Origin of the sequence: Curtobacterium sp. LFS079, from assembly GCF_047977865.1 — a bacterium.
Classification (GTDB): Bacteria; Actinomycetota; Actinomycetes; order Actinomycetales; family Micrococcaceae; genus Arthrobacter.
On the sequence record NZ_JBFPFO010000001.1, the window covers coordinates 542,325 to 562,997 of the forward strand.

General features: G+C 66.4%; 17 protein-coding genes and 2 tRNA genes. 15 read left to right on the forward strand and 4 right to left on the reverse strand.

All coding sequences use genetic code 11. The features are described 5' to 3' along the window. Window positions 1-7 precede the first annotated feature (7 nt). Window positions 8-640: a TetR/AcrR family transcriptional regulator gene (locus ACNQPB_RS02500; RefSeq protein WP_498748822.1), complete on the forward strand. Its 633-nt coding sequence runs from the start codon at window positions 8-10 to the stop codon at window positions 638-640. On the opposite strand, the gene ACNQPB_RS02505 is transcribed toward ACNQPB_RS02500, so the two are convergent. Genes ACNQPB_RS02505 through ACNQPB_RS02515 form a run of 3 tightly spaced genes read right to left on the reverse strand, consistent with a single transcriptional unit; the run spans window position 637 to window position 3,979 of the window. Further along, on the reverse strand, window positions 637-2,133 hold the full coding sequence (locus tag ACNQPB_RS02505; protein WP_498748824.1) for an APC family permease: 1,497 nt from the start codon (window positions 2,131-2,133) through the stop codon (window positions 637-639). The genes ACNQPB_RS02500 and ACNQPB_RS02505 overlap by 4 nt on opposite strands. After that, window positions 2,130-3,338 (reverse strand): glutathionylspermidine synthase family protein, encoded by a 1,209-nt coding sequence (locus tag ACNQPB_RS02510; protein ID WP_498749083.1) that lies wholly within the window; start codon window positions 3,336-3,338, stop codon window positions 2,130-2,132. The genes ACNQPB_RS02505 and ACNQPB_RS02510 overlap by 4 nt, the downstream gene beginning before the upstream one ends. Before the next feature lie 2 nt (window positions 3,339-3,340). Continuing rightward, window positions 3,341-3,979, reverse strand: a complete 639-nt coding sequence (locus tag ACNQPB_RS02515) for a Tat pathway signal protein (protein WP_498748826.1) — start codon at window positions 3,977-3,979, stop codon at window positions 3,341-3,343. Window positions 3,980-4,165: 186 nt separating this feature from the next. On the opposite strand from ACNQPB_RS02515, the gene ACNQPB_RS02520 reads away from it, so the two are divergent. The 7 genes from ACNQPB_RS02520 (at window position 4,166) to ACNQPB_RS02550 (ending at window position 10,772) form a co-directional block, all read left to right on the forward strand. Further along, complete coding sequence (locus tag ACNQPB_RS02520) at window positions 4,166-5,668, forward strand: sensor histidine kinase (RefSeq protein WP_498748828.1); 1,503 nt, start codon at window positions 4,166-4,168, stop codon at window positions 5,666-5,668. Next, window positions 5,665-6,339 carry a response regulator gene (locus ACNQPB_RS02525; protein WP_498749084.1) on the forward strand — a complete coding sequence of 225 codons (675 nt, stop codon included), beginning with the start codon at window positions 5,665-5,667 and terminating at the stop codon, window positions 6,337-6,339. Before ACNQPB_RS02520 ends, ACNQPB_RS02525 begins: the two co-directional genes overlap by 4 nt. 21 nt (window positions 6,340-6,360) lie before the next feature. Beyond that, window positions 6,361-7,023, forward strand: a complete 663-nt coding sequence (locus tag ACNQPB_RS02530; protein WP_498748829.1) for an MOSC domain-containing protein — start codon at window positions 6,361-6,363, stop codon at window positions 7,021-7,023. 395 nt (window positions 7,024-7,418) lie between these two features. Further along, the gene (locus ACNQPB_RS02535) at window positions 7,419-9,497 is read left to right on the forward strand and encodes a DEAD/DEAH box helicase (protein WP_498748830.1); all 2,079 of its coding nucleotides are present in this window, start codon (window positions 7,419-7,421) and stop codon (window positions 9,495-9,497) included. Window positions 9,498-9,843: 346 nt separating this feature from the next. Next, window positions 9,844-9,915: transfer RNA gene (locus tag ACNQPB_RS02540), tRNA-Thr, on the forward strand. Window positions 9,916-9,975: 60 nt separating this feature from the next. Further along, window positions 9,976-10,052: transfer RNA gene (locus ACNQPB_RS02545), tRNA-Met, on the forward strand. A 63-nt stretch (window positions 10,053-10,115) separates the two neighbouring features. Next, window positions 10,116-10,772: an SDR family oxidoreductase gene (locus tag ACNQPB_RS02550; protein WP_498748832.1), complete on the forward strand. Its 657-nt coding sequence runs from the start codon at window positions 10,116-10,118 to the stop codon at window positions 10,770-10,772. 31 nt (window positions 10,773-10,803) lie between these two features. Here the strand turns inward: ACNQPB_RS02550 and ACNQPB_RS02555 are convergent, their stop codons facing one another. Continuing rightward, on the reverse strand, window positions 10,804-12,024 hold the full coding sequence (locus tag ACNQPB_RS02555; protein ID WP_498748834.1) for an ROK family protein: 1,221 nt from the start codon (window positions 12,022-12,024) through the stop codon (window positions 10,804-10,806). Window positions 12,025-12,262: 238 nt separating this feature from the next. Here ACNQPB_RS02555 and ACNQPB_RS02560 point away from each other — a divergent pair, with 238 nt between their 5' ends. The 7 genes from ACNQPB_RS02560 (at window position 12,263) to ACNQPB_RS02590 (ending at window position 20,664) form a co-directional block, all read left to right on the forward strand. Beyond that, window positions 12,263-13,534: an ABC transporter substrate-binding protein gene (locus ACNQPB_RS02560; protein ID WP_498748836.1), complete on the forward strand. Its 1,272-nt coding sequence runs from the start codon at window positions 12,263-12,265 to the stop codon at window positions 13,532-13,534. Between the two features lie 19 nt (window positions 13,535-13,553). Next, window positions 13,554-14,459: a carbohydrate ABC transporter permease gene (locus ACNQPB_RS02565; RefSeq protein ID WP_498748838.1), complete on the forward strand. Its 906-nt coding sequence runs from the start codon at window positions 13,554-13,556 to the stop codon at window positions 14,457-14,459. Beyond that, window positions 14,459-15,370: a carbohydrate ABC transporter permease gene (locus ACNQPB_RS02570; RefSeq protein WP_498748840.1), complete on the forward strand. Its 912-nt coding sequence runs from the start codon at window positions 14,459-14,461 to the stop codon at window positions 15,368-15,370. The genes ACNQPB_RS02565 and ACNQPB_RS02570 overlap by 1 nt, the downstream gene beginning before the upstream one ends. A gap of 125 nt (window positions 15,371-15,495) precedes the next feature. Further along, a complete protein-coding gene (locus tag ACNQPB_RS02575) occupies window positions 15,496-17,172 on the forward strand; it encodes a glycoside hydrolase family 13 protein (RefSeq protein WP_498748842.1) in 1,677 nt (558 codons plus the stop codon). A 98-nt stretch (window positions 17,173-17,270) separates the two neighbouring features. Beyond that, complete coding sequence (locus tag ACNQPB_RS02580; protein ID WP_498749086.1) at window positions 17,271-18,950, forward strand: glycoside hydrolase family 13 protein; 1,680 nt, start codon at window positions 17,271-17,273, stop codon at window positions 18,948-18,950. A gap of 77 nt (window positions 18,951-19,027) precedes the next feature. After that, window positions 19,028-19,984, forward strand: a complete 957-nt coding sequence (locus ACNQPB_RS02585; protein ID WP_498748844.1) for an aldo/keto reductase — start codon at window positions 19,028-19,030, stop codon at window positions 19,982-19,984. A gap of 98 nt (window positions 19,985-20,082) precedes the next feature. Beyond that, a complete protein-coding gene (locus tag ACNQPB_RS02590; RefSeq protein WP_498748846.1) occupies window positions 20,083-20,664 on the forward strand; it encodes a dihydrofolate reductase family protein in 582 nt (193 codons plus the stop codon). Window positions 20,665-20,673: the final 9 nt, after the last annotated feature.

Sequence of the window (20,673 nt, forward strand, 5' to 3'; positions counted from 1 at the left end):
CCCAGACATGAGCCCACAGCAATCCCCCCGGACGGGGAAACGAGGCCCTTACGCCAAAACCGCGGAAACCCGGGGCCGGATCATCGACGCTGCGGTGAAGGTGTTCGGCGCCCGCGGATACCACGCGGGCAGCCTCCAGGACGTGGCCGATGAAGTAGGGATGAGCCAGACCAGCCTGCTGCACCATTTCAAACGGAAAAGTGAACTCCTGCTGGCCGTCCTGGAGCAGCGCGACAGGATCGGCATTGCCCGGCAACCCCGGCATGGGACGTTCCCGGAGGTCGTTCTCGAACAGGCCCGCGTGAACGTGGACATCGCCGGCCTCACCCAGCTTTACGCCGTCCTCAGCGGGGAATCCACCACGGACGGCCACCCCGGACGCGACTACTTCAGCAAACGCTTCGAGGATCTGCGTGAGGAGTACACCGCGGAGTTCCAATCGCTCGCGGAGCAGGGACGGCTGCGCCCGGGCGTGGACCCGGAGCAGGCCGCGGCTTCCCTGGTGGGACTGTGGGACGGCATGCAGCTGCAGCGGCTCTATGCCCCGGACATGGTGGATGTGGCCGCCAGCCTCAAGGCCTACCTGGATTTGGTGATGCTGCCGGCTGCTCCGGAAGAGCAGCCGGCAGCAAGGCCTTAGCGGTCCTTGGCCTTGAAGTAGGCCTTGGTGGACGGTGCGAAGCGGCACACGGCGGCGAGCACCACGCCCAGGAGCAGCAGCACCACGCCGCTGACGAAGGCGCCGCCCACCCCGAGGATCCGGGTGTCTCCGTACTCCGGGTCCCACATCTGCACGGCGGAGACGAAGAACGCCGCGCCCAGCATCACGGCGCCCAGCAGCGGCAGGATCCCGCGGAACCACAGGTTGCGGGCGGAATCGCGCATGGTGCCGCGGAAGTACCATACGCAGGCGAAGCCGCTGAGGGCGTAGTAGAAGGCGATGAACAGGCTGATCGAACTGATTGAATCGGCCAGCAGGTTTTCGCTGAGGAAGGTCATGGCGATGTAGTACACGGCTGCGGCCGTGCCCATGAGCTGGGTGGAGAAGCCCGGGGTCTGGTAGCGCGGGTGGACCTTCCCGAAGCGCGGCGGCAGGGCGCCGTGGACGCCCATGGAGAGCGTGCCGCGTGCCGTGGGCAGGATGGTGGTCTGGGTGGAGGACAGCACCGAGGCCAGGACCGCGACGACGATCAGCCAGCCCCACGGCCCCAGCACCACGTCCTTCATGGCCAGGAACACGTCGGATTCGTTCGCGCTGTTGCCGAGGCCTATCCCTTCGGCGCCGGAGCCTGCGTACATCATCACCAGCAGGGCCACCGAAACGTAGATGGCCACCAGGACGAAGGCCGAAATCACCGCTCCCCGGCCGGGGGTCTTCGCGGGGTTCTCGGTCTCCTCGTTCAGCGCCAGGCAGGTGTCCCAGCCCCAGTAGATGAAGAGGGCCAGCAGCACGCCGTGCACCACAGCGCCAGGGTCAGAGAAGGCGCCCGCGGGATTGAACCATTCGAGGGTGAAGGGGGTGGCGTTGCGTGCCCCGCCGTTGGCGATGCCGATCATGAGCGCAAGGGCGAACATGCCCAGCGAGATGTACTGCACGTAGGTCAGGGTGCGCTGGACGTGTTCACCCAGGCGGATGCCGCGGTGGTTCACGAAGGTCATCAGCGCTATGAATGCCACACCGGTGCCGGTCACCAGCCACGTGTTACCGGCCAGTGATCCGTCGCCCACCAGGAGCCACAGGTATTGCCCGGCCACCTGGGCAAGGTTCGCCAGGACCACCGTGCCCGCCAGGGCCACGCCCCAGCCGCCCAGCCAGCCGGCCCACGGGCCGAAGGTCGTCCGGGCCCACACGAAGGTGGTGCCGCAGTCCGGCATGGCGCTGTTGAGCTCGCGGAAGGCGTAGGCGATGAACAGGACCGGGATGAAGCCAAGCACCAGGATCAGGGGAGTGTAGTCACCGTTGACGGCGACGATCAGCCCCAGCGTTGCCGCGAGCGAGTAGACCGGAGCCGTCGAGGCCAGGCCCAGCATCACCGAGTCGCCGAGGTCCAGGATCCCGGAACGCAGTCCCTTGCCGGGGACCGGGCCGCCGGGCTGCGGCTGGCCGGACGACGTCGAGGTTTCCATGCTCACAGGGCGGCTCCGTTGGCTGAGGTGGCGGACGCGATGGTCGGCGCCGGCGCGTCGATGGTGTTGGGCACGAAGCGGCAGAAGTAGTCGGTGACGGGTCCGTCCGATTCGCGGATGCCGCAGCCCACCGATTCCCCGTCCACCACCCACAGGCCGAGAACAGGGTGGTTGCCGTCGAAGTCCGGCAGCTGCTGGTACTGCTGGAAGCACCAGCCTTCGCGGCCGTACCCGCCCGGCTGGGTGATTTCGACGCCGGGGGCGTGGATCCGGATGTTGTCTCCTTCGCGCCCGTGCAGGGGTTTCGCCACCCATTCCTTGAGCGGTCCGGGATCGTTGAGGTAGGCCGGCAGGAGATTCGGATGGCCCGGATACAGTAGCCACAGGGCCGCGAGCAGCGCCTTGTTGGAGAGCAGCATCTTCCACGCCGGCTCCACCCAGCGCGGGTTGTGGGCACGCTGCAGCAGACGGTGGCCGAAGGGCTCCTTCATCATCAGTTCCCACGGGTACAGCTTGAACATGGTGCTGATCATGAAGTTGTCCAGGTCCACGAAGCGACTCAGGTTCGGATCCCAGCCGATGTCCGACATGTTGATGCCGATGGTGGTCCAGCCGCCCTGGCTGGCCACGTCCCGCATGTAGGCAGCCGTCATCCAGTCCTCGCCGGACTCCTCGGCTTCCGAATGGGCCACATGCAAGGTGCTCATGCCGGTGCGGTACTGCAGTTTCTTCCACTGCCGGATCAGGGCCTCATGGATGCCGTTCCACTGGTCCTTCTCCGGGAACACGTCCTGCAGCCAGAACCATTGGGCCACCGACGCCTCGATCAGCCCGGTAGGGGTGTCGGCGTTGTATTCGAGCATCTTGGCAGGCCCGCCGGCGCCGTCGTAGATGAAGTCGAAGCGGCCATAGATATCCATGTCCCCGGCCTGCAGCGATTCCGCCGCCAGTTCCAGGGCCTGCCGGCCGATGCCGATCCCGCCCATCGCCCCCGTGGCCAGGAACTTCGCCGCCTCCAGGCACATGAGGTGCATGTCCTCGGCGGTCTTTTCGAGCGTTTCCACCTCGTCCATGGTGAATTCGTAGTACGCGGACTCGTTCCAGTACTCGACCTTCCGGCCGTCGGGCATGGTGGTGGTGGAAAACACCAGGCCCTGTTCCTCGATCTTCTGCTTCCAGTCCGGGCGCGGCGCAACCGTCAGTCTCTTCATCATCAGCCGCCCGAACTTCCGCCACTCTTGGAGCTTCCGCCAAAGCCGCCGCGGCTCACCGTTCCGCCCTTGGTGCTGTAGCCGGTGGAGGCCTTCGCTCCGCTGGGCACGTTCCGGGTGAAGTTCGGATAGGCGCTGCGGTTCTGGCCCACGGCCGGGACGCTGGAGCCGCGCGAATAGAAGTACCAGGCGTAGATGCCGGAACTGCGGCCCTCGGAGCTTCCGCAGTTGGCGTCGTCCACGCGCTCGCCGGTCTGGTCGTTGAAGCACACCTGCGCGTAGTCGGCGTCGTTCTCCTGGCTGGCAACGATCGCCGTGATGGTTCCGGCGAGCAGCGCCGTCACGCCCAGGCCCACCACCACGGTGCGTCGTTGCGAGCGCTTCTTCCGGTGTTGGGCCTCCGCGGTCCGTTTCGCGTGCTCGCGGGCAAAGGGGTCGACGACGGCGGGCGGCTCCTGCGGGAGTCCGTCCGGTGCCGTGCCGGGCTGCCGCAGCTCCGGCCGCAACCCGGGTTGCGGAACCTGCCAGGGCGGCGGCTTGGGCAGGCCGCCGTCGCGGCTGCCTTCCGGACCTCTGCCGGAACCTTTGCCGGACCCTTTGTCCGGGTCGCCGGCGTCCGCCGGATTGCTGTTCGAGTCCAACTTCTTTATCCCCCCGGATTGCTTGATGGCTCGGAAAACCCTGCCCGACGCATGGTCCTGCGTGCTCCACCTGATTGCTGGTGAAAGCCTACCCCTGCGCTCCCGCCGCGGCGTGGGGAAACTGTGCCGGGGCGGCCGCGCCAGGGATGGAACAGGCAGCACCGGCGGAAGTGCCAGAATTGGGGCATGGCCGCAGCAGATGTGAACGGGGGCCTTGCCCTGCCGGAGCAGTCCCGCGTCCCCGGGATCGGCCGGGGCCGCATCCTGGCCGGCCTCGCCCTTGCTGTCCTGCTGCCGCCCGCCGTCGAGCTCCTCGTGACGGCGGCGGGCTACCGCAACTTCGCCATGATCATGCTCCTGCACCTCGCCGTGGCAGCTGCCGTGGCCGCGGTCGGCGGACTGTGGCCGGCGGTCGTGGCGGCGGTCCTGGGAAGTTCGCTGCTCAACTATTTCTCGGCCGAACCCGTGGGTTCCTTCTCGATCGCCGATCCCTCCACCCTGTTCACCCTGGTGGTCTTCCTCGCGGTGGCCTGCGGTATCGGGCTGGCAGTCGGCCTGGCAACCCGGCGGGCCCAGGAAGCCGCCCACGCCGGGGCCGAGGCGCGGGCCCTGAACGAACTTGCCCTGCGGATCCTCAGCTCTGATGGCAGCCTGGAATCGTTCCTCGACAAGATCCGCGCCAAGCTCGGGATGGAGGCCGTCACGCTCCTGGAGGCCGCTCCGCCCGACGGCCCGGCCACCCTTCGGCGGGCGGAACCACGCTGGCACGTGCTGGCTACCTCAGGGCCCCAGCCGCCGGTGGGCCATGCCGCGGCCGACCATTCCGCCGTCGTCGACGCCAACTACACCCTCCTGCTGCGCGGCGGACCGCTGTCCGGCCAGCACAAGCGCATGCTGGCGGCTTTCGGCGCCTATGTGGTGGCGGTGCGCGAGCGGCAGCAGCTGGTGCGGAGCCGGCAGGACAACCTCCGCCTCACGGAGGGCAACACCATGCGCACCTCCATCCTGCGGGCGGTATCGCACGACCTGCGCACGCCGCTGGCCGGGATCAAACTGGCAGTCAGCAGCCTCCGCCAGGAAGCAGTCAGCTTCACCCCGGAGGACGAACGCGAACTGCTGGCCACCATCGAGGACTACACGGACCGGCTGGGCCACCTCGTGGACAACCTGCTGGACATGTCCCGCATCACCGCGGACGCCGTCACGCCGCACCTGGGCGGGCTGGCGTGGGAGGAGGTCCTGCCGGACGCACTGCGCGGGGTGCCCGCGGAGCGCATCCGCAACGAGCTCGCCCCCAACCTGCCGGCCGTCGAGGCCGACGCCGGCATGCTGGAACGCGTGGTGGCCAACCTGGTGGAGAACGCGGTCAAGTATGCGCCAAGGTCCGACGTCGTGCTGCGGGCACGCACCGCGGGAGTCGCCGTCGGCGGGCGGCCCGGCAGTGAACTGCGGGTGGCCGACCACGGCGGGGGAGTGCCGCCGTCGGACGTCATGGCGCTGTTCCTGCCGTTCCAGCGCCTCGACGACGCCGGCTCGGCAAAGGACGGCCGCAGCGGAATCGGCCTGGGACTCGCCGTTGCGAAGGGCTTCACCGAAGCGATGGGCGGCACCCTGACCGCGGAGCCGACGCCGGGCGGCGGATTGACCATGGTGGTCACCCTGCCGCTGTGGGAAGGGGAGCAACTGTGAACCTGGTGCTGATTGTCGAGGATGAAGCGCAGATCGCGCGGGCCATGCAGATCAACCTGCACGCCCACGGCTACCAGGCGTTGACCGTCGGCAACGGTGCCGACGCCCTCAAGGCCGCCGCCCGCCAGCCGGTGGACATCGTGGTGCTGGACCTCGGGTTGCCGGACATGGACGGCGTGCAGGTGATCCGCGGAATCCGGGGCTGGAGCAACATGCCCATCATCGTGCTGTCCGCCCGGCATGGTTCCGAGGACAAAGTCGAAGCGCTCGACGCCGGCGCGGACGACTACGTGACCAAACCCTTCGGCCTCGACGAGCTGCTCGCCCGGCTGCGTGCCGCCTCCCGCCGGGCCGGGCCGCGGGACGAGGCGCCCACCCTGGAAACTGCCGACTTCGTGGTGGACCTGGCCGGCAAGAAGATCGTCAAGGACGGTGGTGAGGTGCGGCTCACCCCGACGGAATGGAACATCCTTGAACTGCTGGTCCGCAACGCCGGCAAACTGGTCAGCCAGCAGCAGATCCTCACCCAGGTGTGGGGCCAGGCCTACGCCAAGGAAACCCAGTACCTGCGCGTGTACATCGCCCAGCTCCGCCGCAAGCTCGAACGCGACCCCTCCGCGCCCCGGCACCTGCACACCGAGGCGGGCATGGGCTACCGCTTTGATCCCTGAGCGCGCCCGTAGACTGGTGCCATGGACACCGCATCGTTGATCGCCGTTTGCCGGGTACACCAGCTCCTGGCCGATCCCGAAGGCAGCGTTGGCGTCACCGCCATCGACAAACGCCCTGTGGAAGGCCCCGTCAAGGTCCACAAACTCGGCGTGCACGGGGACGTCCAGGCCAGCCGGCTGCACCACGGCGGCGAGGACCAGGCCTTGTACGCGTACTCGCAGGAGGACGCCGACTTTTGGGTCGCGCACCTCGAACGGGAGCTGCCGCCGGGCATCTTTGGCGAGAACCTGCGGGTGCGCGGCATCGACACCACCGGTGCCGTGATCGGCGAACGCTGGAAGATCGGCCTGGACGTGGAGGTCGAAGTGACCTCACCCCGCGTGCCCTGCGCCACCTTCCAGCGCGTCATGGACGAACCGCAGTGGGTCAAGCGCTTCACGGAAGCCGGACGGACCGGCTGCTACCTGCGCGTCGTGAAGACGGGCAGCATCTCCGCGGGGGACCACATCCACCGGATCTTCGTGCCGAAGCACGGAATCACGGTGGGGAAGTGGTTCAGCGATCCCACCGTGGAGGACGTCCAGACCCTGCTCGACGCCGAAGCGGACGGTGAGATCCGGCTGCAGCCGGAGTACCACGACGAGTTCGAAAAGGTCATGCGCCGGGCCGGCGCAACCGGCTGACACTGCACCCTGATCCGGGGCTTGTGCGCAAGCTCACCGCCGTCGTCGACCCCTCGTGTCACGGGCGGACCGCGTTGTGCCCTACAATTGAACTATCCCCCACTCCGGAAATCCCTTTTTCCTGCCCAATTCTTGAGGCAGGACTGGTCAGTGTTGGGGCCCGCGGTTTTGATGCGGGCATTTTCATAGGGAGAGCCGGGCGAAGAAAACGCTGTACAGACTGCTGGGATAGCAGCCAAGAGATGCAGCGCGAAGTCCTGCCATGGGATTGCGAAAGCGCCGGACTTCTTTGCATACGGCCAGGCCCTCAGGTTCTGCCGTGTGCGACGAGTACTGCGGCCAAGCCCAACCGGGCCGCGCCGACTGGCCACCTATGGATGAGGAAACCTTCCCCTATGCCCGAAAACCCGAACGAAACCATCGACGCCGACATCACCGAGACCGTCGAAACCGCGCCTGAGGCGTCCGCCGCCGAAGCTGCCGAAGCACCTGCCGAAGCTGTCGCTCCCGCCTCCGCCCCCGCGGAAGAGGAAGAGGAAGGCGTCCGCTTCACCGACCTCGGCCTCGACGGCCGTGTCCTCGCCGCCCTGCAGGACGTCGGCTACGAGAAGCCGTCCCCCATCCAGGCCGCCACCATTCCGCTGCTGCTCGAGGGCCGCGACGTCGTCGGCCTCGCCCAGACCGGTACCGGCAAGACCGCCGCGTTCGCCGTCCCGGCATTGTCCCGCCTGGCCGAACTGCACGACCTCAACGGCCCCTCCCGCAAGACCCAGGCCCTGGTCCTGGCTCCGACCCGTGAACTGGCCCTCCAGGTAGCCGAAGCCTTCACCTCCTACGCCAAGCACATGGAAGACTTCACCGTCCTCCCGGTCTACGGCGGTTCCGCCTACGGCCCGCAGCTGGCCGGCCTGCGCCGCGGCGCACAGGTTGTTGTCGGTACCCCCGGCCGCGTGATCGACCACATCGCCAAGGGTTCCCTTGACCTGTCCGAACTCCAGTACCTGGTGCTGGACGAAGCCGACGAGATGCTGCGCATGGGCTTCGCGGACGACGTCGAGCAGATCTTCCAGGAGACACCGGAGTCCCGCCAGGTGGCCCTTTTCTCGGCCACCATGCCGAGCCAGATCCGCCGCATGTCCAAGCAGTACCTGAACAACCCGGCCGAGATCTCCGTGAAGTCCAAGACCTCCACGGGCACCAACATCCGCCAGCGCTACGTGCAGGTCATGGGCCCGCACAAGCTCGACGCCATGACCCGCATCCTTGAGGTCGAAGAGTTCGACGGCGTCATCGCCTTCGTGCGCACCAAGATGGCCACCGAGGACCTTGCCGACAAGCTGAAGGCCCGCGGTTTCCAGGCTGCCGCCATCAACGGCGACATCCCGCAGCAGCAGCGTGAGCGCACGGTCGATGCCCTGAAGGAAGGCCGCATCGACATCCTGGTGGCCACCGACGTCGCCGCCCGCGGCCTCGACGTCGAGCGCATCAGCCACGTGGTCAACTACGACATCCCGCACGACACCGAGTCCTACGTCCACCGCATCGGCCGCACCGGCCGTGCAGGCCGGACCGGCGACGCGATCCTGTTCATGACCCCGCGCGAGAAGTACCTGCTGCGCGCCATCGAGAAGGCCACCCGCCAGAGCGTGGAGCAGATGCACCTGCCCACCGCGGAGACCGTCAACTCGCTGCGCCTGGGCAAGTTCGCCGAGCGCATCACCGAGACCCTCGAGTCCGAGGACGTGGCGCTGTTCCGCGACCTGATCGCTTCCTACGAGGAAGAGCACAACGTTCCGGCAGCAGAGATCGCCGCAGCCTTGGCCGTCATGGCGCAGGGCGGGCAGCCGCTGCTGGTCAAGGAACTGCCGGCCGCACCGGAATTCCAGAAGCGCGAACGCTCCAAGGACGGCTTCGGCTCCCGTGGCCCGACCCGCGCCCTGACCGAAGGCAACGCCACCTACCGGATCGCCGTCGGACGCCGCCAGCGCGTCATGCCGGGCTCCATCGTGGGTGCCATTGCCAACGAAGGCGGCATCTCCTCCTCGCAGATCGGCGGCATCGACATCCGTTCGGACCACTCCCTGGTGGAGCTCCCGGCGGACCTGAGCCCCGAGCAGCTGCGCGCCCTGTCCCGCACCCGGATCGGCGGCGAGCTCATCCACCTCGAGCTGGACAACGGCCGCAGGCCGTCCGGCGACCGCGGAGCTTACCAGGGCAATCGCGGCGGTGACCGTGGGGGCAACTTCAAGGGCAACGGCGGCTTCAAGAAGGAATTCCGCAAGAACGACGGCGAGCGTTCCTCCGCTGACCGTGGCGGCCGTTCCTACAGCGAGCGTTCCGAGCGCAGCTTCGGCGACCGGGACCGCGGCCAGGCCGGTGACTCCCGCTTCAGCGGCCACGGCAACGGTTCCCGCAAGCCCCGCCACGGCGGCGACGGCGGACACCGTGATTTCAACCGCAAGGGCAAGTGGTAAATCCCACTGCTTCCCGCACCTTACTGCACCCTGAAGGGCCGGCTTTCCGCCGGCCCTTCGGGCGTTTAAGGGGGCTGCCTGGCCGGGCCCGCAGCGCCGAGGCGGTGGGCTCCAGCAACGTCCTCTCCCCGCCCGATTAGACGGTTCCCTTCGTACTAGACGGCGGCCACCGTCTTGTGGTGCGGGAACCGTCTATTCGGGAGCCCGACGGCGGTGCTTCCGCCCATGTTCCGACCGCCATGGAACGCCGTTCCGGGTGCTTCGCAAATTGTGTCGAGGGCGGTATTTGCCCCCGTCAGCCCCGATTTGGTGTCAGGCCCAAACTCCGGTAGAGTACTTACTCGTTGCCCCCCTAGCTCAGTGGTAGAGCGCGTTCTTGGTAAGAACGAGGTCACCGGATCGATTCCGGTGGGGGGCTCTGAATGGGAGCCTGTGTCAGGGCGGTTTTGACCGGCTTGACGCAGGCTTTCCCATTCGTGGCGGTGTAGCTCAGTTGGTTAGAGCGCACGACTCATAATCGTGAGGTCGGGAGATCGAGCCTCCCCACCGCTACCAAGGAAAGACCCCGCGGATTCCGGTCCGCGGGGTCTTTTTTTGCCCACCTGCTTGAATGGGTAAATGCGGATTACGATCATCGGCGGCCACGGCAAAGTGGCCCTGCAGCTTGCCCGAATCCTCAGTGACGAAGGCCATACCGTCACGTCCCTCATCCGGAACGCCGCCCACGCCGCCGACGTCACAGCAAGCGGCGCCTCCCCGGTGATTCTCGACGTCGAGCAGTCCACGACGGCGGAGATCGCCGCCGTGCTGCGCGGCAGCGACGCCGTGGTCTGGTCAGCCGGAGCCGGTGGGGGCAATCCGGCCCGCACCTACGCCGTGGACCGCGACGCCGCCATCCGCTCCATGGACGCCACGGCGCAGGCGGGGGTGAAACGCTACGTGATGGTGTCTTACTTCGGCGCCGGGCCCGGGCACGGGATTCCGGAGAACCACAGCTTCTTCCCCTACGCCGAGGCCAAGGCGGCGGCGGACGAGTACCTGCGCGGCAGCAAGCTCGACTGGACAGTCCTCGGCCCCGGCACCCTGAACAACAATCCAGGCACCGGCTTGATCGACGTCAACCCCGCGGATGCCTCAGCGGGCACCGGAACATCACGGGCCAACGTGGCCCTCGTGGCCGCTGCCGTCCTGGAACTGCCGGAGACCCTAGGTCGGACCATCGAGTTCCGGGACGGCGCCAGCGATGTCGTGGAGGCCCTGACGCGGGACATCTGACGCGATGCGGGCAGGCTCTGCCCGGGGTGCGTCAGGAGGCGCCCGCTCGTTTCGGCAGTGACGCGGGGTAGAGGTCCAGTGCGTGCGCTTCGACATAGTCCAGCGCGTGCCGGACGGCACCGATCGACACGATCCCGTCGCCGAGGGCCGAGGCTTCCACGCGTGGCGGGGTGTGGGTGTACTTCGGAAGCTGCTTGCTGATGGAAGGGATGAGTGCGCCCGCGGAGCGTGCGACGCCTCCCGCGAGGACTACGAGCTCGGGGTTCACCAAGGTGCTCAGGGAGCCGACGACGCGGGCCATGCGGTGTGCGATGCGTTCGAGAACGTCTTTGGCAGCCTTGTCGCCGTCTGCGGCCGCCACAAAGACCATCTCCGCAGTGAGCTTGGCCGGGTCGCCGCCGCAGAGCTTGTGCAGCCGGGACTCCGGATCGGCGGCGAGGGCCTCCTGCCCCCAGACAACAGCGTAGTGGGCGATGCCATGGGTGTCACCGACACCGTCCACGTTGTCGAGATACCCAAGCTCACCGAAGCCGCCGAGCTGGCCGTGGAGCAGCCGGCCGGATTCGAGGATGCCGGAGCCAAGGCGGTCGCCGGCCAGCATGACCACGAGGTTATCGACTCCGCGGGCGGTGCCCTGCCAGCGTTCGGCGAGGGTGGCAAGGTTGGCATCGTTCTCGAGGAGCACATGCCAGCCGTGACGCTCGGAGACGATGCGGCGGACATCGAAGGATCTCCAGAACTCCTGTGCCGTGAGGACTTCGCCGTCGCGGCTGACGGGGGCGGCGACTCCCACGGACACGGCGAGGACCGAGTCCGCTGAAACTCCGGCCTGGTCCAAGGCCTCTGCCGCTATCCGGTCCAGGACATCGGCGCGTTCGTCGGCCGGCACGTTGTACGTGCGGAACGGCATGGTGACCTGGGACAGGGCCGTCCCTGCCATGTCTGCCACGATGGTGGTGATCTTGTTGGCGCCGATGTCGATGCCCAGCACACTGGCGGCGCGGTCGTCGAACATGAACCTGCGCGCCGGCCTGCCCTTGACGTAGTCTCCGGCGCCCCGTTGGTTTTCCAACTCCTGCAGCCAGCCAAGCCGGACGAGCTCATCGCAGATGGAGATGACCGTGGCCCGCGAGAGTCCGGTGGCGGCGATGAGGTCGGTGCCTGTCACGATGCCGGCCCCGCGCATTGCCTTGAGCATCGCGCTGGCGTTGAGCCTGCGGACCAGCTGTGTGGACGGTGCGGTCTCAGTCATTGTTCGGCGCTCCGCTTCTCCCTGGCAGCCGCCGGGATGTAAGAACTGTCTCTCTAAATTTAGTCCATAAATTTACAACCGGGCACATTCCCCGAAGGCGCTTGACCATGTGTCGCGGCTCACTGCATACTGGCGATAGGTTCTAAATTTACTTCCTATCTAAAATCGCGGCGAGGCCACGCTGGCTGTGGTTCGCTGCATTGTCGCGGCCGTTGGGCCGCACGACGAAAGGACAAGGGTGTCTGTGAAACTGACGCGCACGGTACGCACGGCGGCACTGGGCCTCGCACTCTGCCTGCCCGCAGGGCTCCTCTCAGGCTGCGCCGGAGACTCCGGCAGGGAGACGATCCGGTTCACCTTCAGCAAGCGCGAAGCGATCCCGTTCATGACGAAGCTGGTCGCCGACTACAACGCCTCGCAGAACCAGGCCCGGGTTGTCCTGGACACCTCGGGGGTGGACGTCGTCTCCGCGAGCTTCGTCCGCGGCAATCCGCCGGACATTGCGCTGGCGAACTACAACATGGAGACGTCCCGGTTCGTGCAACGTGGTGCACTGAGCGACCTGTCCGGCACCGACGCTGCAACCAGCGTCCGGGAGGATCTGCATCCATTGATGGAGCAATACGGCTCGTATCCAGGGCGGACCAGCGCACTGCCGTACTCGATCATGGCGTCCTCGGTGATCTACAACAAGGAGATCTTCGCCGCGCACGGAATCGAGGTGCCGAAGACCTGGAGCGGGTTGATCGCGGCGTGTGAGGCGCTGAAGGCGGCCGGCGTCACGCCGTTCTACGCGACCTGGAAGGATGACTGGACCATCGGCCAAGGCTGGTTCGACTACTCGGCGGGTGGCCAGATCGACACCATCAACTTCTTCAAGAAGCTCACGGAAGAAGGCACGGGCGTCGGGCCGGATTCGGCTGCCTCCTTCCAGAAAGACTTCGACCAGCCCGTCGCGAAGATGCTGAAGCTGGCAAAGACATACGTCAACAAGGATGCCGCCAGCCGCGCCTACGCCGACGGCAACCTTGCATTTGCCCAAGGCAAGGCAGCGATGTACCTGCAGGGTCCTTGGGCGTTCAGCGAGATCGCCAAGACCGCCCCCGACCTCAAGCTTGGTACTTTTCCGCTGCCGATGACCGATAACCCCGAGGATCTGAAGGTCCGGGTCAACGTGGACCTTGCAGCGTGGATTCCGGAAGGATCCAAGCACAAGGAAGCCGCCCGGAAGTTCCTCGAGTACCTGTACCGGCCGGAAGTCATCGGGGCCTATAACAAATCCCAGCTGGGGTTCACGCCCACCAAGGATGCCGCAGGAACCACGGACCCGCGGATCGACGGGATGGCCGGCTACTACGAAAAGGGCCGGGTCTACCAAGGCCCGTCGGTGCTCGTGCCAAAGACCATCCCGATCTTCAACTACACGCAGGCGGTTGTGTTCGGCGCCGATCCTGCATCCACCCTCCGCACACTCGACGCTGACTGGGCGCGGCTGGCATTCCGCCAGTAAGAACTAGGGAGCCAGACTCATGTCCACCATTACTCCGGCCAAGCGTGGCAGCGGGACCCGCCGCGGCACGCGACGGGTCGAACCGATCTACTACCTCTTCCTTCTGCCCAGCCTCGTGCTCTTCACGCTGGCAATCACGGTTCCCGGCATCATCGGAATCTTCTTCAGCTTCACCAATTCCATCGGCATCGGCGACTGGAAATTCACCGGCCTCACCAACTACATTGCGATCTTCAGCGATCCTGCGATCCTGCAGAGCTACCTGTTCACCTTCGGATTCTCGCTCGTCACCGTGATCGCGGTGAACGTGGTCGCCTTCCTCCTGGCAGTCGGCCTCAACGCACGCATCCGGATGAAGTCGGCCCTGCGGACCATCTTCGTCATTCCCATGGTGGTCTCCGGCATCATCATCGCTTACGTCTTCAACTTCCTGTTCTCGAACTCCCTCCCGTCGGCAGGTGACGCTGCCGGCATCCCGTGGCTGGAAACGAGCCTGCTGGCAAACCCGGACCTGGCCTGGGTGGCCATTGTGATCGTGACCGCCTGGCAGGCCATCCCCGGGTCGCTGCTCATCTACATCGCCGGTCTTGTCTCGATCCCGTCCGACGTCTATGAGGCCGCGGAGATTGACGGTGCGGGCAAGCTCCAGCAGCTCCTGAAGATCACGGTTCCCCTCGTGGCGGGTTACATGGTGATCAACGTGATCCTCGGATTCAAGGGCTTCCTCAATGCCTACGACATCATCGTCGGACTCACGAACGGCGGGCCCGGAACCTCGACACGGAGCATCGCGATGACCGTCATCACGGGCTTCAACGGCGGCGATTACGCCTACCAGATGGCGAACGCGACAATCTTCTTCGTCGTCGCCATCCTCATCTCTCTCCTGCAACTTTCGCTGACTCGCGGACGGAACGCTCTCTGATGACTAAACAAGCCACCCTCGAAGCCGAACCTTTCGCTGCTACCCCGGCCGGCGCCGTCGGGAAGCCCCGGCGCGCAGCGAAAGCGAAACCGGAACGCGTGAACTGGTCGGCGACGACCATCCTCGTCCTGTGTGCAGTCACCGTGCTGCTTCCGCTGTACGTGACCGTCTCCATGGCTTTCAAAACCCAGGGGCAGGCCGTGGACGGCAGTGCCTTTTCGCTCCCGGCTCCGTTCAGCCTGGACGGCTTCTTCCAGGCGTGGACGCTCACGGACTTCCCGGTCGGTGCAGCCATGTCCCTGCTGGTCACGGCGGGAACGGTGGTGGCCACCATCGTCCTGGCCGCCTTCGCTTCGTACGCGATCGTGCGGAACTGGGAACGCCGGCTGTTCAGGTATTCGTTCTTCTACCTGCTGGCAGCGATGTTCATCCCGTTCCCGGTGGTCGCCCTGCCGCAGATCCAGCTCACCGGCCGCATCGGCCTGGACAACCCGTTCGGCGTGATCCTGCTCGCCACGATGTTCCAGCTGAGCTTCAGCGTGCTGCTCTTTACGGCGTTCCTGCGCTCGATCCCCCTGGAGCTTGAAGAGAGTGCCCGGATCGACGGCGCTACCACCTGGCAGACCTTCTGGAAGCTGATCTTCCCGCTGCTGGCGCCGATGAGCGCAACGGTGGGCATCTTCGCCTTCCTCTACGCCTGGAACGACTTCATGATGCCGTCGCTGATCATCTCCGACCCGGCGCTGCAGACACTCCCGGTGCGGCAAAGCCTGTTCCAGACCCAGTTCAGCAACAACTACCACGTGTCCTTCGCGTCCTACCTGATGGCAATGGCACCCGCCATTGTGGCGTACCTGTTCACCCAGCGCTGGGTCATGGCAGGCGTGACCCAGGGCGCAGTCAAGGGTTGAGCCGGACTCCAGCTGTTGACCTGCCGCGGCTTATGGCAGAAACTACTACAGAAGTAAATTTAGCTTCAAAATCAACTACCGGGCCGGAATTCATGAACCGGAAGCCACCCCCAGGAAGAGGAAACTTGTCCACCACCGCCAAGCAGGCAGAGCAGCCCGATGCCCGGGCAACGGCGGACGCCAACTGGTGGCGTCAGGCGGCTGTCTACCAGATCTATCCGCGCAGCTTCGCCGACTCGAATGCCGACGGCATCGGGGACCTGAAGGGCGTCACCGGCAAGGTGCCGTACTTGAAGGAGCTCGGGATCGACGCCGTCTGGCTGAGCCCGTTCTACCCCTCGGCGCTCGCCGACGGCGGCTACGACGTGGATGACTACCGCAACGTGGATCCGAAGATCGGCACGCTGGAAGACTTCGACCACATGGCTGCCGCCCTGCACGGGGCCGGCATCAAGGTGATCGTGGACATCGTTCCGAACCACTCTTCCAACCGCCACGCCTGGTTCAAGGAAGCGCTCGCCGCATCCAAGGGTTCGCCCGCACGCGAGCGGTACCACTTCCGTGACGGCAAGGGCGAGGACGGCCAGCTGCCGCCGTCGGACTGGGTGGCCGCCTTCGGCGGTCCGGCGTGGACCCGGGTGGCCGACGGGCAGTGGTACCTGCACACCTTCACCCCGGAGCAGCCGGACCTCAACTGGGACAACCCCGAGGTCCGCGAGGACTTCCTGAAGACCCTGCGTTTCTGGGCCGACCGCGGCGTGGACGGTTTCCGGGTGGACGTGGCGAACCTGCTCGTGAAGGACCTCCCCGCGGAACTGCCCGGCCGGGCCGAACTCGAGCTGATGGACAGCACCTCCGGAACCCACCCGCTGATGGACCGCGACGAGGTCCACGGGATATACGCAGAGTGGCGGAAAGTCTTCAACGAATACAACCCGCCGCGCTTCGCCGTGGCCGAGGCCTGGGTGGAGTCCGCCGCACGGCGGGCCAAGTACGCCTTGCCCGAAGGCCTGGGCCAGGCGTTCAGCTTCGACCTGCTGGTGGCCGATTTCGACGCCGCCCAGTTCCGCCGGATCATCGGCGACAACCTCGAGCAGGTCGGCCTCACCGGTTCGACCTCCACCTGGGTCTTCTCGAACCACGACGTCACCCGTCACGCCACGCGCTACGGATTGCCGCCGCTGAACGGGCGCAATGTGAAGCAGGGGACGGAATGGATCAAGGCCGGCGGGCCGCGCGAGGACCTGGACATCGACGGCGGCATCCGCCGTGCCAGGGCCGCCACTTTGCTCATGCTGGCACTTCCCGGGGCCGCCTACCTGTACCAAGGGGAGGAGCTGGGACTTCACGAGGTCGCAGACATCCCGGCTGAGCGGCGCCAGGATCCCTCGTTCTTCCGTGGTGCAGAATACGACGGCCTGGGCCGGGACGGTTGCCGTGTTCCGCTGCCTTGGGAGCCCACCGGGCCTTCCTTCGGCTTCGGTGCGGACAGAGCGCACCTGCCCCAGCCTGCATGGTTCGCCGGCTACGCCGCCAGCACCCAGGCCGCGGACGAATCCTCGACCCTGACCTTCTACCGCCAGGCCCTGGCCTTGCGCCGGGAACTCCAGGGCGCCGAGGAACTCGCCTGGCACGAAGCCGGCACGGACGTCCTGCATTTCGAACGGCCCGGCGGCTGGCACGTCGTGGCCAACTTCGGCACCGCCCCCGCGCAACTGCCGGGCGGCGAGGTGCTCCTGGCAAGCGCCGGCCTCCAGGACGGCACGCTGCCCGGCGAATCCACGGCCTGGATCCGCGCCTGACAACCGCATCAAGACCACATAGCCAAAACAACCACCAAGAAAAGGAAGACATTTTGTCCACCATCGCCGCAAAGGCAAACCGCACCGACGCCGAGCGCATGGCCGACCCGAACTGGTGGCGCCAAGCCTCGGTTTACCAGATCTACCCGCGCAGCTTCGCCGACTCCAACGGCGACGGGATCGGTAACCTCAAAGGCATCACGGCCAAGGTCCCGTACCTGAAGGCCCTGGGCGTCGACGCCGTCTGGTTGAGCCCCTTCTACCCGTCGGCCCTGGCCGACGGCGGCTACGACGTGGATGACTACCGCAACGTGGACCCGAAGATCGGCACCCTTGAGGACTTCGACGCCATGTCAGCGGCCCTGCACGGGGCCGGCATCAAGCTGATCGTGGACATCGTGCCCAACCACTCCTCGGACCGCCACGAATGGTTCAAGGAGGCCCTGGCCTCGCCGAAGGGTTCTGCCGCCCGTGAACGCTACATCTTCCGGGACGGATTGGGGGAGAACGGCGAGCTGCCGCCGTCGGACTGGGACTCCGTGTTCGGCGGCCCGGCCTGGGAACGCATCACCGAACCCGACGGCACGCCGGGCCAGTGGTACATGCACATTTTCGCCAAGGAGCAGCCGGACTTTAATTGGGACAACCCGGAGGTCCGCGAGGACTTCCTGAAGACCCTGCGCTTCTGGTCCGACCGCGGCGTGGACGGTTTCCGCATCGACGTGGCCCACGCCCTGACCAAGAACCTTGAGGGGACGTTGCCCTCCAAGGCAGACCTCAAGGCCAAGGCCCACGGCACGGACGGCTTCCTTGACGGTTCCCACCCGTACTGGGACCGCGACGAGGTCCACGAGATCTACGCCGAGTGGCGCAAGCTTTTCGATGAGTACAACCCGCCGCGCACCGCCGTCGCCGAGGCCTGGGTGCACGCGGACCGTCGCGCCCGCTACGCCAGCCCGGAAGGACTGGGCCAAGCCTTCAACTTCGACCTGCTGCAGGCCGATTTCGACGCCGCCCAGTTCCGGAAGATCATCACCAAGAACCTCGCGGAGGCGGCCGCCTCCGGTGCGTCCTCCACCTGGGTCTTCTCCAACCACGACGTCGTCCGGCACGCCACCCGCTACGGTCTTCCGGTTGCGGAGCCCTCCGATGAGGACGAAATCATGGCGGGCCAGGCCGGCAAGCAGTGGCTGCTCGACGGCGGCCGGCAGGAGGACGTGGACGTCGAGCTCGGCCTGCGCCGTGCCCGCGCCGCGTCGCTGCTGATGTTCGCCCTGCCGGGTTCCGCGTACCTGTACCAAGGCGAGGAACTCGGCCTGCAGGAAGTCGGCGGCGAGATCCCCGACTCCGAGCGCCAGGACCCCTCCTTCTTCCGCAACAACGGCGTGGAGGTCGGCCGCGACGGCTGCCGTGTGCCGCTGCCCTGGACCGCCGAAGGCCCGTCCTTCGGCTTCGGCGAGGCCGGAGCCCACCTGCCCCAGCCGGAATGGTTCGCCGCCTACGCCGCGGACGTCCAGGACGGCGTGGAGGGTTCCACGCTGGAGCTGTACCGCAAGGCCCTCGCCCTGCGCACCGAACTGCAGTCCGGCGAAAGCCTTGAATGGATCCCGAACGCCAACCCGGAGGTGCTGCACTTCCGCCGCCCCAACGGCTGGCAGTCCGTGACCAACTTCGGCACCGATGCCGCGGAGCTGCCGGAGGGGACCGTCGTCGTCAGCAGCGCGGCGCTGGACGGCGGCAAGCTTCCCGGTGCCACCACCGCGTGGCTTTTCGGCTAGATCTCCCCATATTGATGACGACGGCGCCCCGCACCATCCGCGTGCGGGGTGCCGTTGCCGCGTGAAAGGGTTGCAGAATGACTGCACAGAGTAACAACCGCCTCATTTACGGCTGCATGGGCCTGGGCGGAGACTGGGACAGCCCGGACTACGGCTCCGGGGACGTCGACAAGGCCGCCGCGGCGATCGAGGCCGCCCGCGGCATCGGCATCACCTTGTTCGACCATGCAGACATTTACACCCGCGGGAAGGCCGAAGCGGTCTTCGGTGAGGTGCTCGCCGCGAGCCCCGGGCTGCGGGAGCAGATCCAGCTACAGGGCAAATGCGGGATCAGCCTGGCTGAGGGCGGGGTGCCCGGGCACTACAACCTCAGCCGCGAAGCCATCCTGGAACGCGTCAATGCCAGCCTCAAGCGGCTGCGCACCGACTACCTGGACGTCCTGCTCCTGCACCGCCCCGATCCGCTGCTGGAACCCTCCGAAGTGGCGGCCGCCGTCGGGCAGCTCATGGCCGAAGGCAAGGTGCGGGCCCTGGGCGTGTCCAACATGTCCGCGGTCCAGATCGACTACCTGCAGGACGCATTGGAGACTCCTGTCGTGGCCAACCAGTTGGAAATGAGCCTGCACAAAGCTGCCTGGCTGGAAAGCTCGGTACTGGTCAACCGGCAGGAAGGCTTCGACGCAGGTTTCCCGCACGGCACGGTTGAGCACTGTGTGCGCAAGGGCATCGAGCTGCAGGCTTACGGTTCGCTCGCCCAGGGCCGGTACACGGGTACGCCTTCCGCGGCCGATTCCCCGGCGGAACGCGCGACGGCGGAGTTGCTGGCCCGGTTCGCCGAAGAGAAGGGTGCCACACCCGAAGCCGTGCTCCTCGGCTGGCTCATGAAGCATCCGGCGAAGATTTCCCCGGTGGTGGGCAGTTCGCGGCCGGAGCGTATTGCCGCCTGCGCGGGTGCCGCAGAGGTGGCAGCCTCGATGACCCGGATCGAGTGGTACACGCTCTGGTCTACGGCCCGGGGTGCTGCGATGCCGTAAGCCGGGATGCCGTAAAGCCTGTTGCTAACCGCCCGGCTGTGCCACCCTCGTTGCTGGGGGCTCCAGCAGAGCGGCAATCCGACAACGGGAGGCGCACCATGCGCAAGGTGATTGTTTCCGAATTCGTTTCGCTTGACGGCGTGGTCGAAGGGCCGGGCGGAGGGGAGCCCGACTACAAACACGAGGGCTGGACTTTCGACATTGACCAAGACCCCGCCATGTACGAGTACAAGCTCGAGGAACTCATGGAATCCGGTGCGCTGCTGCTCGGCAGGGTGACGTATGAGGGTTTCGCTGCGGCCTGGCCCGAACGGGACGACGAGGCCGGCTTCGCGAAAAAGTTCAACAGCATGCCCAAGTACGTCGCCTCCACCACCCTGAAGGATCCGGCGTGGAACAACAGCCACGTGCTCGAAGGGGACGTGGCGGATTCCGTGGCGGCCCTGAAGGAGCAAGACGGCGGACCTCTGCTGGTCAACGGCAGCCCCACCTTGCTCAGAGCCCTGTACGACGCGGACCTCGTGGATGAATACCGGCTCATGGTCTTCCCGGTCATCCTTGGTTCCGGGAAGCGGCTGTTCCCGGACGACGCCCTCAACAAGCACAAGCTCAGGCTCACGAATAGCAGGGCCTATTCCAACGGCATTGTGCTGAATGTGCTGGAGCGGATCAGGGAGTGAACACGCAGA

What these genes read in the sequence shown, in the direction of transcription:
- ACNQPB_RS02550 (WP_498748832.1), top strand. Translation starts at nt 10,116, where the DNA reads ATGCGGATTACGATCATCGGCGGCCACGGCAAAGTGGCCCTGCAGCTT.
- ACNQPB_RS02555 (WP_498748834.1), bottom strand. Translation starts at nt 12,024, where the DNA reads ATGACTGAGACCGCACCGTCCACACAGCTGGTCCGCAGGCTCAACGCC.
- ACNQPB_RS02570 (WP_498748840.1), top strand. Translation starts at nt 14,459, where the DNA reads ATGACTAAACAAGCCACCCTCGAAGCCGAACCTTTCGCTGCTACCCCG.
- ACNQPB_RS02500 (WP_498748822.1), top strand. Translation starts at nt 8, where the DNA reads ATGAGCCCACAGCAATCCCCCCGGACGGGGAAACGAGGCCCTTACGCC.
- ACNQPB_RS02535 (WP_498748830.1), top strand. Translation starts at nt 7,419, where the DNA reads ATGCCCGAAAACCCGAACGAAACCATCGACGCCGACATCACCGAGACC.
- ACNQPB_RS02590 (WP_498748846.1), top strand. Translation starts at nt 20,083, where the DNA reads ATGCGCAAGGTGATTGTTTCCGAATTCGTTTCGCTTGACGGCGTGGTC.
- ACNQPB_RS02510 (WP_498749083.1), bottom strand. Translation starts at nt 3,338, where the DNA reads ATGAAGAGACTGACGGTTGCGCCGCGCCCGGACTGGAAGCAGAAGATC.
- ACNQPB_RS02530 (WP_498748829.1), top strand. Translation starts at nt 6,361, where the DNA reads ATGGACACCGCATCGTTGATCGCCGTTTGCCGGGTACACCAGCTCCTG.
- ACNQPB_RS02585 (WP_498748844.1), top strand. Translation starts at nt 19,028, where the DNA reads ATGACTGCACAGAGTAACAACCGCCTCATTTACGGCTGCATGGGCCTG.
- ACNQPB_RS02520 (WP_498748828.1), top strand. Translation starts at nt 4,166, where the DNA reads ATGGCCGCAGCAGATGTGAACGGGGGCCTTGCCCTGCCGGAGCAGTCC.
- ACNQPB_RS02565 (WP_498748838.1), top strand. Translation starts at nt 13,554, where the DNA reads ATGTCCACCATTACTCCGGCCAAGCGTGGCAGCGGGACCCGCCGCGGC.
- ACNQPB_RS02580 (WP_498749086.1), top strand. Translation starts at nt 17,271, where the DNA reads ATGGCCGACCCGAACTGGTGGCGCCAAGCCTCGGTTTACCAGATCTAC.